The sequence below is a fragment of the Facivitalis istanbulensis genome, from assembly GCF_040560405.1.
GTDB lineage: Bacteria > Pseudomonadota > Alphaproteobacteria > Sphingomonadales > Sphingomonadaceae > Sphingomonas > Sphingomonas istanbulensis.
Genome location: NZ_JAVSCQ010000037.1, coordinates 1 through 13,279 on the forward strand (window position 1 = coordinate 1; position 13,279 = coordinate 13,279).

The following is a 13,279-nucleotide window of genomic DNA, read 5'->3' on the forward strand; positions in this document are numbered from 1 at the left end:
AGACCCCAAACCCTTCAGATGGGCAAAGTCCGCCGACGACATTCTCGCTTCTATCCAGCGCTTCTGCCTGCGGACACTCGATACCGCGCATCAGCAAATCAATATTATTTCAGAATCAGGACAATAGGGAATATTCAGGCTGGCCGAAATCTCGTGCTGGAAAACCAGGATGCAGCCGGTCGTCGCTTCAAGCAGGAAGAGGAAGCCGAGGCCGATCCACTTATGGCCTTCAGCCATAGTCGTCGTGCCGGTGCCGAACCCGCCATGCGGTCAGAACTCGATCTTGCCCGTCACCATCACCGTCCGCGGCTCACCGACCCCGATCCGGTAGCTGCCATTGGAATATGGGTAGTAGGTCCGGTTGAGCAGGTTGCGGGCGTTGAGCTGGACGCGGTAAATCAGGCCGTTAGCTATCCGCGCCCGGTAGCGCAGCACGGCATCGACGGTCGCATAGCCGGGCAGGAACGCGGTGTTGGCCGTATCTACGGCAATCCGGCTCGATGTCGTGACCCCAGAGCCGAACGCCAGTCCCTTCAGCGCCCCCGCCTTGATCTCATAAGCGCCGAACACCGAACCCTTGTTGCGGGGTACGTTGACGAAGCGGTTCCCGCTCAATGTCGGGTCGTCGCGGACGGTGGCGTCGAGGTAGGTATAGGCGGCGGTCAGGTTCAAGGCGGGTGTGAGCTGGCCGGATGCCGTCAGCTCCACTCCCTGCGACCGGACGCTGCCTACCGCGGAGGTGACGTCGTTGGAGGTGGTCAGCACGTTGCGCTTGTCGATCCGGAACAGGGCGGCCGTCGTCAGCAGTTTGCCGCCGATGAACTCGGCCTTGGCGCCGAACTCCCAGCCCTTGCCCTTCTCGGGCGCGAACGGCCCTGTTGCGGGAGTCAGCGGCGTGGCGGGCACCGAGGCGTTTGGGTGATACGAGGTGCTGTAGCTGGCATAGGCGGTGACATGATCGGTCAGCCGGTAGAGCAGCGATGCGCTCGGCAGGAAGACGCCCTTGCGGGAATCATCGGTCACTTCACCCCGTGAAGACCCGAACTGCGTGATGTGCGCCCAGCGAAGGCCGCCCACTGCCGTCAGCCGGCCGAGCGTCAGGCTGTCTTGGCCGAACACACCCCATTCGCGACTGCGATTGATGAAGAAGGGTCCCTCGCTCGGTTGCGGTTCGGCATCGGCTTCGCTGATCTGGTCATAGACCGGATTGTAGATGTTGAAGCCACTGAGGACGCCGGAGAAGTCCTGCCCGCGCTGATGACGATTTTGGTAGCGATAATCGCCGCCGAACAGCAGCTCGTGCTTGATCTCACCGGTGTCGAAGGTCGCGACGGCGCTTTCCTGCACGTAGGTGTTGTCCTGCCGGTCGTCCCGGTTGGCGAAGATATAGCGCAACAGGTTGCCGTTGGCGCTCAGCCGATACGGGTTTACCTGCACGTCCGACGAGAGATAGCTCATGTAGGCGGCGCGCGTTCGCAGCGTCAGCCAGTCCTCCACCTCGTAGTCGATGTTGCCGCGCAGGAAGTGGCTGCGGTTGTGATACCGGGAGAAATCCTCCGCGAAGCTGCGCTTGCGCGGCGTCGCGACCGGCACGCCGTACGCCAGGATCGTGCCGCGATCGAGCGGTGCGGTGCTGTCGTTATATTCGTAGGCTAACACCGCCTGGAGCTTGTCGTTCCGCCAGCCGAGCGAGGGGGCGACCAGCACGTCAAGCATGTCATGGCCGACGTTGCGCCAATAGCCCTGCCTCTCGCCGGACACGACGAGCCTGTACGCCAGTTCGCCATCGCCCAATGGAGCGACCGGTCCTGACGTGTCGCCAACCGCACGGTATTGTCGATAGCTGCCAATGTCTGCCTCGACCGAGTGGTAGGGCGTGTAGAGCGGTTGCTTGCGGACGATGTTGATCACGCCGCCAGGTTCGGTCCGCCCGTAGAGCATAGCCGATGGTCCCGCCAGCAGCTCGACGCGATCGGTGTTCGCCTGGAAGCCTCTCGCCATCGCGCCACGCACGCCGTCGATCAGGATGCCGGGGTTGGTCGAGGCCGTGGAGGAATAGACGCGGAAACCGCGAATGTTGAAGCTGTCCTGCGTTCCGCCGAAGCTGTTGTCCTGAGCGACGCCTGGCAAGGTCTGGATCGCCTGCTCCAGGTTGACGACGCCGCGATCCTGGAGAAGCTGCTGGCTTACCATGCTGATCGACCGAGGGGTATCCAGCACGTCGGCGGAGATGCCAGTGGCGACGTAGGAATCAGCCGGCCGGTAGCCATCGGTCGATCGGCTGGCTTGAACGACGATATCCGCCCCATCTGCGTCCGGTGCCGTAGGAACCGTCGCTCGCTCGATCGCTTGCGCCCAACCAGATGCTGGCATGACTGATGTCACCAACAGGCTTGCCCATATGGTGAAGGTCGTGTTTCCATGCCGTGAAGGTTGTATCATAAGCCAAGCCCCTCTTGCAGGACTGCCTACGCTATTGAGAATTGCTTGCAAGTCTTGTTTCAGTGTCGTAATAGCTGCGTGATGGCAGTGTCGCGCTTTGGTCGGACCTTTCGCTTTCATTCCCAAAACATGGGGTAATCGCGGAGCGATCTGCCCTGAGTCCCGGCTTTCATGAGGACGGCATACAGGTGGTTGTTCCCCGATAGGATGGACAGACGGGCTCACGACTGGCGCAGGGCCCAGGCATCGCACGGAGAACAACCATGGGCGAGTATATCGGTCTGGACGTGTCGTTGAAAGAGACGGCCGTCTCCATATGACATTCGGGCAAGCAGATCTGGCGCGGCAAATGTGCTTCGGACCCGCAGGCGCTGGCTGAGCTGATCCGCAAGCGTGCGCCGGATGCGAAACGGGTCGTGTTCGAAACCGGCCCGCTGTCGGTGTGGTTCTATCACGAGCTGACCGCGCTGGGGCTGCCGGCGACCTGTATCGATGCGCGCCATGCGAAGGCAACGCTCGACATGGCGGCGAACAAGACCGACGCGAACGACGCCGACGGCTTGGCGCATCTCGCCGAGAATGGCTGGCGAGTGGCCCACCGTCTTCGGCGACCCCAAGATGACCACCGCGCTGCTCGACCGCATTATCCACCATTGCGACATCGTCGAAACCGGCAACGACAGCTGGCGCTTTGCTGGTCAACCAGCTGATGGAGGCCCGCGACGAGCGGCGCCTGCTCAAGCTCCAGCGGGACCTGGCGGCCGTGAAGCTGCTCATCGTCGACGAGCTCGGCTATGTGCCGCTGTCGGCAACCGGCGCCGAACTACTCTTCGAGGTGCTGTCGCAGAGCTACGAGCGCGGCTCGACCATCATCACCTCGAACCTGCCATTCGAGGACTGGACCCAGGTGCTCGCCTCCGAGCGGCTCACCGGTGCACTGCTCGACCGCCTCACTCACCACGTCTCCATCCTCACCATGAATGGTGACAGCTACCGCCTGAAACAGTCCGCTGGCCGGCGCTCCGCCAGAGCGGCTTCGCACCCCAAAAGCGACGGGGGCCGATGTTATCGGACGGCTTTAGATAGATGCGTAGCATCCCGACTTCGCGGTGCTGGACGGTGAAACGGTCAGGCATGGCAGAACTTTCGACAGGAAGCAGGATCAGGCGCGCGTACGCCGGCGGGAAGCGCGGTGCGTCCGGGCATCGCGCAGGGTCGCGTCGGGTGTGAGGTCCGCGGCTGGCACCTTGGGCACGGCGACGCGTTGCGACAGGTAGATGCCGTTATGGCCCGAACAGAGATAGGCGACGAAGCACGCGACCGCGATCGGTACCGCATGGGTGGCACCGAACAGCTCAATCCCCATGAAGGTGCAGGCGAGCGGCGTGTTGGCCGCGCCCGCGAACAGCGCCACGAAGCCGATCGCAGCGAACACTCCCGTGGGCACCCCGAACATGGGCGCGAGTGCATTGCCGAGCGCCGCGCCGATGAAGAACAGCGGCGTCACCTCCCCGCCCTTGAACCCGGCGCTCAGGGTGACGACGGTAAAGAGCAGCTTCAGCGCCCAGCTCCACGGATGCGTGTCAGGACCGAAGAAGCTGGCGATGGTCAGGCCGTCCGGCGTCCCGGCCAGCGTGCCGAGACCGAGATAGTCGCGCGTGCCGAACAGCCAGACCAGTGCGATCACAGCTAGCCCGCCGATGACGGGGCGCAGCGGGCCATAGGGCAGCACGCGCTTCAGCCATCCACCGAGCGCATGATTGGCTTCCGCAAAGGCCAGCCCCACCAGCCCGAAGGCGACACCGGCGACACCAGCCTTGGCGATGAGCAGCGCATCGACCGGCACCAGCGTATCGAGCCGGTAGATGCCGTGATGGATACCCGTCGCTAGGCAGGTCCAGTCACCCACCAGCGCGGCGACGAGACACGGCACCAGCGCGCGATATTCGACGCGGCCGATCGCCAGCACCTCCAGCGCGAAGACCGCGCCCGCGATCGGCCTCCCGAACACTGCGCCGAACCCTGCCGCGATACCGGTCATCAGCAGAATGCGCGTCGCTTCCGCATCCAGCCTGAGTGCGCGTCCGAACCCACTGGCGAGGCTGCCACCCAACTGGACGGCGGTGCCTTCGCGTCCGCCCGATCCGCCGAACAGATGCGTCACGACCGTTCCGAAGAAGATGAGCGGTGCCATGCGCAGCGGCACGCCGCCCCCCGGTTCGTAGATTTGCTCGACGATGAGATTGTTGCCGCCCTCTACCGAGCGCCCGGTCAGGTGGTAGATCAGCCCGACGGCGAACCCGCCGATCGGTAACAAGTACAAGAGCCAAGGATAGGCGAAGCGAAGCCGCGTTACCGCATCGAGGCTCCACAGAAAAGCCGCGCATAGCAGCCCGACCGTCGCTGCCATCGGGATCAGGATCAACGCCCAGCGCAGCACCGACACGACATGGCTGTGACGATCGCGAACGAAGGCCGCCACGTTGAACTGACCGTAGAGATTGCGAAACGTCGCGCGCACGATTCCTCCTTGCTGCCTTACGGCGCCTGGTAGGAATCATCGGCCCTTGCGAGGGCGGTTCGGCCAAATGGCCCGGCGGAAATCCATCACCGTTGCCGCACATATGCTGTCCGACCGTTATTTGGTCAACCGGAGAGGAGTCTCAAAAGACCATTGAGACCGTCCGAAAACCCCGTTGCGGATTCCACCACGCGTCGTGCGGGTGTAATCTTCAGGCATGACCTTCGATGTACCCCATACCCGAAGATTACACCGCGCTGGCGGGACGTGGAATCAGGACCGATGTTTTCGGACGGTCTGGATCCCAACGGGAAAGCCTCTACCGTCTCGATCGCCGTCGTTTTTGGGAAGAGGGAAGCGATCATGCGATGTGCAACGCCGCCAGCAGCGTCAGGCTGATCGCACCCAGGCCTAGCAGCGACAGGATCACTGCAGCCGTCACCCTGCCACCCGCCTTGGCGACGGTGCGCACATCGACGCCGAGCCCAAGCGCCGCCATGGAGATGACCGTCAGCAGCGTGGCGACGCGGCTGATCGGCGCGATGGCGATAGTCGGCACCAGCCCCAGCGACCGGCAGGCGACCAGCGTAAGGAAGCCGATGATGAACCAGGGCACAAGGTGAGCGAGGTCCATCCGCGCGGGGGCAGGCGCACCCGCCACGAACTCTCCTTCCGGCACCACCTGTGGCGTGAGACGCGGTGCCAGCAGCGAGAAGACGAGGCAGACCGGCCCGAGCATCAGCACGCGCACCAGCTTGACCAGCGTGCCCATCTGTACCGCGGTCGTGCCAAGTGGCGAGGCGGCTGCGATCACCTGCGGCACGGCATAGACGGTGAGGCCGGCAAGCGCCCCGAAGGCAAGCCCGCTCATCCCGAGCGCGATCCCCAGCAGCGGCAGGCCCAGCACGACCACCACACCCAACACCGCCGTGAAGGCGATCGAGGCGGCCACGTCGTCACTGTCGGCGCCGATCACCGGCGCCACCGCCGCGATGGCCGAGTTGCCGCAGATCGAATTGCCGCAGGCGACCAGCAGCGCCATGCGCGTGGGCAGCCCGAGCAGCCGACCGATACCGAAGCTGAGCAGGATCGCGCTCGCCACCACGCCGGCGATGCCGGTGAGAAGTGGCAGCCCGGCCGCCAGGATGGTCGCGGCACTCACCGACGCGCCGAGCAGCACCACGGCCACCTCCAGCAGGTATTTGGCGCTGAATGCGATGCCCTCGTGCCACCGATCGCCCGGCGTCCACAGGCTGCGCACCGCCGTGCCGATCAGGATGGCGAGCACCAGTGCTTCCAGCCACGCCTTGCCGGCCAAAACACGCTCGCCGGCCTCCAGGGCATAGGCCGCCCCGGTTACGACCAGGCAAAGGCCGATGCCCGGCAGCAGTACCGCCAATCTGCCGCCTTGGGTCATGGATGCGAGCTGGGGATGGGCAAGACTGGTCACGGCGTTTCCTTCCGCCCGCCGATCTATGCCCCACCAACTGATCGCTCCAACGCAGCCTTTTTATCATTTCAATCGCGGAAGCTGATCGGTTCCCCTATGGACGTTGCATGACGCTGGAGCAGCTTCGCATCTTTGTCGCCGTGGCCGAGCGTGAGCATGTAACCGCTGCGGCGCGCGCCTTGAACGTCACGCAGTCGGCGGCTTCGGCGGCAATCGCCGCGCTTGAGGGCCGGCATGGCGTCAAGCTGTTCCATCGGGTCGGGCGCGGTATCGCGCTGACGGAGGCAGGGCGGCTGTTCCTGGCCGAAGCCCGCGGCGTTCTCGCACGTGCCGGACGGGCAGAGACGATGCTGGAGGAGCTGGGCGGCTTGAAGCGGGGCACGTTGCGGGTCGTCGCCAGCCAGACCATCGCCGCCTACTGGCTGCCGCCGATCCTGGCGACCTTCCACGAGCGCCATCCGGCAATCGGGATCGCGCTGACGATCGGCAATACCGAACAGGCGGCAGCCCGTGTCCATGACGGCGAGGCCGATTTGGGCTTCGTCGAGGGAGAGATCGACGATCCGGCCCTGGCCCACTGGCCGGTCGATGAGGACCGGCTGCTGCTGGTCGGCGCCCGGCCGTTCGGTGACGCCCGGATCGATGCCGCCTGGCTGCGTCGGGCAAGCTGGGTGCTCCGGGAGCCGGGGTCGGGTACGCGCTCGACGTTCGACAGCAACCTGCGTCGCTGGGACGTCGATCCGACCACTCTCGACGTAGCGCTGACCATGCCGTCCAACGAGAGCGTTCGTACCGTGGTGGAGGCAGGAACGGGGGTTGCCGTCCTGTCGGCGCTGGTGGTTGGGCCAGCCATCGAGACAGGCAGGTTGCACGCCGCCCCGATCGCCTTCGAGCCGCGCCCCTTCTTCGGGCTACGTCACAAGGAGCGCTATCGCACCAAAGCCGCTGACGCTCTGCTGGACGTGATCGCGGCGCGACAGCGGTAGGGACGCAGCCAGATTCCTGAAAAGCGAACGATTCCGGGAACGCCGCCTCCGTCTCGCTGGCCGTTCCTAATTGGGGAAAGACGCTTACGCCGCTGTCTATCGCTTCATTGTCCTTGCGAATGGGCTGCTCACCAGCACGAAAACCATGAAGGCGATCTGCTCGATCACCATCGGGGAGTCAGCTAAAGATTGTAAAAGCGGTGGAAAGTAGTGCGCTTGAATCCAAACGTTATGGATCACATCTGTTACAATGACGCAAACCGTCAGCCCGACCCCGAAGTTGGGACGTGCGAATAAGAGGATCACTGCGGCAGGATCAAAAAAGGCTAGCGCCGTCCAAAACGTAGAACTTCCTTTCGGAAACCCACCGTAATCCCAATTTAGTCCGTGGTGATATATCGCGTACCAATGATTGTAGGTCGCACCCATCAAGCACAGCGCGTAGATGGTCCGCAGGATTAGGCTGCGACGCGATGCTTCGGCGTCAAGCGTGTTAGGCATGGCCCTATTCTGATTAGCCGGATTGCAACCGTCAACGTTACCGGCTCGATCAAGCAGCGGCATTCCCATTTCTTGATCCCAATTGGGACCCTGGCAGGCACGCCATACGGTTATCCCGTGTGTTGGCGGACATACTCGCCGAGACCGCGCGCGACGAGTTCGTCGTTGGAGAGGCGAGGGCCTCGCTTCAGGCGCTGATTGCCCAGTTTGCGGCGATCCAGCTTCGGCCCAGGGGGCACGGGCGAGGGGGCCTTGAACATCCCGCCGGGCTGAGCGGTACGCGCAGGCTCATTGTTGTTGCGCTTGGCGTGGTGCGGCTGCACTTGCTGGATGGCGTGAGCGAGGGCCAGTGCCGCGTCGAGGTGCTTATGCGCCTCATCCTCCCGGATGAACTCCAACATGAAGCCGCTATTGCGGGCGAAGTCGGCCGCCGCTTCGGGAAACCACGTCGCCATGCTGTCGGAATTGACGGCAACCTTGAGGGTGACGGGCGTTTCGGGCCCATGTCCCGATAGCGACAATGTTGGCGCGAGCTCCGCCTCCAGAAGCTGAACATGGTCGACATGGGCGCACAGATTGCTGGCCAAGGCCCGTCGCCGTGCAGGGTTGCCCCCGGACGATCAGGATGGTTCCCATCCGCTCCTCCAGCGCCTTCACGCGCTGTGATACGGCTAATGGCGTGGTGCCGAGCCGTTCGGCCGTGCGTTCGAAGTTGCCTTCCCGCACGACGGCCGCCACTGCGGCAAGGGCGGGATAATCGAGCATGAATGAAGAGTTGCTTCATCGGCGGCGCCTTGTTTCTGGGCTGGTACGGCCTCAAGGCGTTCCGGCGGATGATGGTGCCCGAGGCGATGGCCGTGACAGCGCAGGGCGGGATCACGCTTGGCCGGGCGCTCGGCACCACCGCCGCCTTCACCTTCCTCAATCCGCACGTCTATCTCGATACGGTTCTTTTGATGGGTGCGGCGGGGATGGCCCAGCCCGCTGCGTCGCGCCCGATATTCGTCTTGGGCGCGGCGAGTGCCAGCATGGGTTGGTTTGCAACCCTTGGCTATGCCGCCCGTTTACTGACCCCCTTGTTCGCGCGCCCTTCGGCATGGCGTGTGCTGGATGCGATCGTCGGCAGCGTCATGCTGACCTTGGCGGTATCGCTCATTGCGCGGGCATTTCCATGAAGCGCATGGCGTTCCTTGAGGTGGCTTGGAAAATTTGAACAGGGGGATAAGTGGATTGCCGATGTGACAGCGGCCGTCGTGAAGGGAGAGAGGTCTTTAGCCGAACTGGCGCAGCAGGATGACGTGCATCCGACCCATAACGATCGTCTTGTCGGACTGCACCGCATAATAGCGGGCCAGCAGTCCGCGCGACGGGATAGACGGGGCGTAGGCGACCATCGACGGGCCTCTGGCCGATCATCGGCTCTGATAGGGACCGAAGGTGCGCACGACCATCGGCGTCCGCGCCCGCGGGTCGAGCAGCATGACCCGGTAGCTGGCCCCGCCCGGCGCGACCCGGATCAGGACGTGGCCGCCGCTCGCCGTCAACGTCCGGTCGAGGATCGGCCCCAGCGCTATGCGCGTCGCCTCGAACGCCCAGGTGGCGAAGAGGTCGCGCTGACCGGGATAGAGCGCCTGCGATGCCACCCGCTGGACGACCTCGCCACCCGGCTGGTCGGTGGTATAGACCTGCTCGACCAGCACGCGCGGCTTGAGCGTCGCCAGGATGCCGCTGTTGGTGCTGTCGCGATTGCCGTGATGATCGAGCGCCATGGCATCGACCGGCCCTACCAGAGGGGCGATCGCCGTCTCGCTGTCGATCGCATCGGGCGCATAGGGTTCGTGAAGGCCGGTATTGTCGCCGCCCGCATAATAGTCGAACGCGCCATAGGACAGCTTCAGCGCGATGCTGAGCGGGTTTTCCTGCGCGCTGCCGTCCGCGTTGCGCGCCAGTGTGGGATCGAAAGCGGCCCTGGTGCCGCCATGGCCGTCCATGACCCGTGATCCTGCCTTCACGCCGAGGATGGTAAAGCCGGGATAATCCTGCGGTCGGGCCAGCGCGATCTGATCGGTGCGGCCGATCGCCAGTGGCGCGAGCCGCGAGCCGCGCCGGTCGTGCAGATAACGCGCGAACGCCTGATAGTTGCGGATGCTGGCATCGTCATGGGGTGGCGGGTCTCCGGGCTGGATCCGGTCGATCAGCGTCCCGATCGGCAGGACGTCGCCGACATCGGCGATGCCGGTCAGCCGATAGGCGTGGGTCGCCGACCAGGGGCTGTCCGGCCTTATCGCGCCCATATGGTCGGTGTGGAAATGGGTGATGACCGCATAGTCGATGCGCACATGACCCGTGGGTGCGACCTGATGGATGTAGCGTGCGATCCACTGTCCGGGGCGCAGGCTTGCATCCGGCACGGCCGGGGCGAGCTTCAGCGGGGCATTGTCGAACTCGATATTCTTCGGATCGAGCGCGCCGGCGTCGATCAGGATCGTGGTGCCATCGGGAGCGACGATGAAGGTCGCGTTGCCCCGACCGGTCTGGATGTGATGGATGTCGAGCGTCCCGGCGCTCCACGGTTCCAGCGGCGTGGGCGCCGTCGCCCCTGCCGGACCGGCGAGTACCGATCCGACAAGAGCCACGACGAGCAGTTGTCGTGCCGAACGCATGACGGCGTCAGAACCGGAACTGCGCGCCGACCGTGAAGGACCGGCCCGAACGGATCGCGGTCAGCAACTGGTCGCGGTTGACGCCGGTCATTTCGCGCCACCAGCTATTGGTCAGGTTACGCGCGGCGAGGAACATTTCGAGGTGCTCGATCGGCCGCACCGCCACCCGCGCGTCGAGGCTGTCATAGGGCTGGATATAGGTGTCACCGGCAGAGGTCGCGCCGACCCCGCCGTTGAACGCCTGTCCGCGTTTCGCATAGGCGAGCGAGCCGGTCAGCGGCCCGCGATCATAGACCGCCATGACGTTCGCCATATAGCTCGGCTGCTGGTTGAGCGCATCGATGGTGCGGCCGGTCTTGTCGGCGTTAAGCACGTCGAGCCTGCCCCACAAGCGGGTGTAGTTGGCGCGCAGCGTGAAGCCTTCCAGCCACGACGCCAGCGCGGTGAAGTCGCGCCACTCGCCGCTCAACTCGAGGCCGGAGACCTTCGAACTGGCGGCATTGTACGGCGTCGACAATTGCGTCGCCACGCCGGTCGTCGGATCGCTGGTCGTGGTGGTCAGGTAATAGACCTCACCGCTGATGTCCTTGTGGAACAGCCCGGCCGAGAGATAGCCATGCGGCAGGTAGGATTCGACCGACAGGTCGTAGTTGCGCGAATGGCGCGCCTTCAGATCCGGGTTGCTGCCCCGCAGCATCACGTTGAGGCTGCTGAAATTGTTGATCGTCAGCCCTTGCGCGAAGGTGGTCGGCGTCGGGCGGGCGATCGTTTCGGTATAGGCGGCCTTCAGGCGCAGCATCGGCATCACATCGACCGAGGCCTGCACGTTGGGCAGCAGATAATCGTAGCTGCGGTGGAAGCTGAACGGGACGGGCGCGCCGTTCTGGAGCTTCGCTGTGTCATCGTCGACGATCGTCTTCTCGTACCGCGCGCCGGCCAGCGCATGGAGGTTGCCGCTATTGTAATGCACGGCGCCATAGCCGGCCAGCACGTCCTCGGTGAGGTCGAAGCTGCTGCTCGGCGTGGTGGTCGGCTTGTTGGTGCCGTTGGCCTTCACGAACGACCAATAGGCATCGTGATCGACATAGACCACGCCCTGACCATCGAAGATCGAACCCGCCCCGCCGTTCACCAGCACCTTGTCGAGCGTATAAGGCGTGCCGGTCGGCAGGGTGTAATTGTCCGCCGACTGGTTGAACACGCGGTGCAGGCGGCGCCAGTTGACGCCGGTCGACAGGCCCAGCCCTTCGCTGAACGGGAAGCTGTTGAGGTTATAGTCGAGTCGCGCGGTATAGACCTTGTCGGTCATCGGCAGATGGGTGACGACCGCGTTCGACGATGGATTGGCCGACCAGTTCGCCGGGTTCGACAAGCCGGTCGCCGGATCGAGCGCCAGGTCGACCTGGTTGTCGCCGACCCCATACTTTCCGCTCAGCCCGCCAAAGGTATAGATTGCCCCATTTTCCAGCGTTTCGTCATGATGCGACGATTCCATCGAGGCGACCGCCTTGATCTTGGAATTGTCACTGGTCTTCAACTCGCCGCCGGTCGTGATCGTCCACAGCTTGCGCGAGATGTCGTAGACGCGGCTATAGGCCTGCGCGCTGGCGCCGGTGAAGCTGCCTTGCCCCTCGCTGGCGGCGGTGACGTTGGCGGCGTTGACGCTCGTGCCACCGCGATAATTGTTCTGCAGGATGTCGCTGTTGAAATAGGTCGTCTCGACAAAGCCGTAGAAGCGGTCGGCCGAGCGCGCCTCCAGCTTGCCGAGCAGGCTGAAGCCCTTGTCGTGCACGTCGAAATCGCCGCGCTGGAGCGCGCTGGTCGGCACGTCGATGCCGTTGCGCACGATATAGGCCGAGGTGTTGTTGTAGGTCTGGCTGTAGCGGTCGTCATGGAACGAGGCGGACCCGACGAAGCCGAAATCGCCATTGGCGCCGAACGTCCGCTTAACGACCAGGTTGCCGATCTTGCCCGGACCATGGCGATCGGGCGCGCCGCCATTCTGATAGAGGTTGAGGCCGAAATCGCCCTTGGTCACGGCCGCGCCGTTCAGGTCGAAGGCGCGCAGCGTGTTGATCGAGATATGACCGCCGATCGAATTGGCGTCCATGTCCGGCGTCACCGTCTTGGTGACGACCAGTTCGTTGATCGCCATCGCGGGCACGGTGTCGAGATAGACGGCACGATCGTTGCGGGTCGAATCGAAGAACATGCCGCCATCGAGGTCGACGCTGTTGTAATTGCCGTCGAGGCCCCGGATCGTCGCGTACCAGCCCTTCTGGAACTGATAGCCGCGCTGGAGCGAAACGCCCGGCACGCGGGTCAGCGCATCGACCACCGTCTGGTCGGTCAGCTTCTGGATCTCCAGCGCACCGACGCTGTCGACGACGGCGAGGCTCGAGCGCTTGGCATCCTGTGGCGCGCGGCTGAGGCGACGCTGGCCGGTGACGATGATGTCCTTCGACGGCGCAGCCGTGTCGGCCTGTTCGGCGGTCGCCGCGGGTGCCGAAACGGTCCGCGCAGCGGCCGGCATGGCAGAAAGGATGGTGCTGGCGAGAAGGCCGATCCGAAAGATGAACATGGTCACGATGATCCCCTTGATCCGTTCGGCGCTCTCCGGCGCCGGGTCGACCAGGCCTCTAGCTCGCGTGCATGACATATTTAAGTCTACTTAACTTAATAGTGTGAGTGGTGGCGGCGAACGATCCATGGTAGC

General features: G+C 64.1%; 10 protein-coding genes, 4 pseudogenes and 1 riboswitch. Of the genes and pseudogenes, 5 read left to right on the top strand and 9 right to left on the bottom strand.

The genetic code is table 11. The features are described 5' to 3' along the window. Nucleotides 1-270: 270 nt before the first annotated feature. Nucleotides 271-2,373 (bottom strand): TonB-dependent siderophore receptor, encoded by a 2,103-nt coding sequence (locus RN629_RS16265; RefSeq protein ID WP_407036174.1) that lies wholly within the window; start codon nucleotides 2,371-2,373, stop codon nucleotides 271-273. 332 nt (nucleotides 2,374-2,705) lie between these two features. On the opposite strand from RN629_RS16265, the pseudogene RN629_RS16270 reads away from it, so the two are divergent. The 3 pseudogenes from RN629_RS16270 to RN629_RS16280 all read left to right on the top strand — a co-directional run. After that, a pseudogene (locus RN629_RS16270) lies at nucleotides 2,706-3,029 on the top strand (IS110 family transposase); the annotation flags it as partial. Continuing rightward, a pseudogene (locus tag RN629_RS16275) lies at nucleotides 3,028-3,135 on the top strand (ATP-binding protein); the annotation flags it as partial. The pseudogenes RN629_RS16270 and RN629_RS16275, both read left to right, overlap by 2 nt. Beyond that, nucleotides 3,122-3,565: pseudogene (locus RN629_RS16280) on the top strand (ATP-binding protein); the annotation flags it as partial. The pseudogenes RN629_RS16275 and RN629_RS16280, both read left to right, overlap by 14 nt. A 39-nt stretch (nucleotides 3,566-3,604) precedes the next feature. On the opposite strand, the gene RN629_RS16285 reads toward RN629_RS16280, so the two are convergent. After that, complete coding sequence (locus tag RN629_RS16285) at nucleotides 3,605-4,963, bottom strand: voltage-gated chloride channel family protein (RefSeq protein ID WP_407036175.1); 1,359 nt, start codon at nucleotides 4,961-4,963, stop codon at nucleotides 3,605-3,607. Between the two features lie 23 nt (nucleotides 4,964-4,986). Continuing rightward, a riboswitch (Fluoride riboswitch) is annotated at nucleotides 4,987-5,063 on the bottom strand. Between the two features lie 261 nt (nucleotides 5,064-5,324). Continuing rightward, nucleotides 5,325-6,413 carry a YeiH family protein gene (locus RN629_RS16290; protein WP_407036176.1) on the bottom strand — a complete coding sequence of 363 codons (1,089 nt, stop codon included), beginning with the start codon at nucleotides 6,411-6,413 and terminating at the stop codon, nucleotides 5,325-5,327. A gap of 107 nt (nucleotides 6,414-6,520) precedes the next feature. Between RN629_RS16290 and RN629_RS16295 the strand changes: the two genes are divergently transcribed. Then, a complete protein-coding gene (locus RN629_RS16295) occupies nucleotides 6,521-7,399 on the top strand; it encodes a LysR family transcriptional regulator (RefSeq protein ID WP_407036177.1) in 879 nt (292 codons plus the stop codon). A gap of 96 nt (nucleotides 7,400-7,495) precedes the next feature. On the opposite strand, the gene RN629_RS16300 is transcribed toward RN629_RS16295, so the two are convergent. The 3 genes and pseudogenes from RN629_RS16300 to RN629_RS16310 all read right to left on the bottom strand — a co-directional run. After that, nucleotides 7,496-7,969 carry a hypothetical protein gene (locus RN629_RS16300; protein WP_407036178.1) on the bottom strand — a complete coding sequence of 158 codons (474 nt, stop codon included), beginning with the start codon at nucleotides 7,967-7,969 and terminating at the stop codon, nucleotides 7,496-7,498. A 41-nt stretch (nucleotides 7,970-8,010) separates the two neighbouring features. Next, nucleotides 8,011-8,487 carry a hypothetical protein gene (locus RN629_RS16305; RefSeq protein WP_407036202.1) on the bottom strand — a complete coding sequence of 159 codons (477 nt, stop codon included), beginning with the start codon at nucleotides 8,485-8,487 and terminating at the stop codon, nucleotides 8,011-8,013. Between the two features lie 55 nt (nucleotides 8,488-8,542). Then, nucleotides 8,543-8,665 (bottom strand): annotated as a pseudogene (locus RN629_RS16310) (LysR family transcriptional regulator); the annotation flags it as partial. A 29-nt stretch (nucleotides 8,666-8,694) separates the two neighbouring features. On the opposite strand from RN629_RS16310, the gene RN629_RS16315 reads away from it, so the two are divergent. Further along, a complete protein-coding gene (locus RN629_RS16315; protein ID WP_407036179.1) occupies nucleotides 8,695-9,075 on the top strand; it encodes a LysE/ArgO family amino acid transporter in 381 nt (126 codons plus the stop codon). Nucleotides 9,076-9,171: 96 nt separating this feature from the next. Here the strand turns inward: RN629_RS16315 and RN629_RS16320 are convergent, their stop codons facing one another. From RN629_RS16320 to RN629_RS16330, 3 genes are read right to left on the bottom strand one after another with little or no spacing between them, the layout of a single operon-like run. Then, nucleotides 9,172-9,294, bottom strand: coding sequence for a hypothetical protein (locus RN629_RS16320; RefSeq protein ID WP_407036180.1), 123 nt, complete (start codon nucleotides 9,292-9,294; stop codon nucleotides 9,172-9,174). 18 nt (nucleotides 9,295-9,312) lie between these two features. Next, nucleotides 9,313-10,563: an MBL fold metallo-hydrolase gene (locus RN629_RS16325; protein WP_407036181.1), complete on the bottom strand. Its 1,251-nt coding sequence runs from the start codon at nucleotides 10,561-10,563 to the stop codon at nucleotides 9,313-9,315. A 7-nt stretch (nucleotides 10,564-10,570) separates the two neighbouring features. After that, complete coding sequence (locus tag RN629_RS16330) at nucleotides 10,571-13,144, bottom strand: TonB-dependent receptor (RefSeq protein ID WP_407036201.1); 2,574 nt, start codon at nucleotides 13,142-13,144, stop codon at nucleotides 10,571-10,573. Between the last annotated feature and the right edge of the window lie 135 nt (nucleotides 13,145-13,279).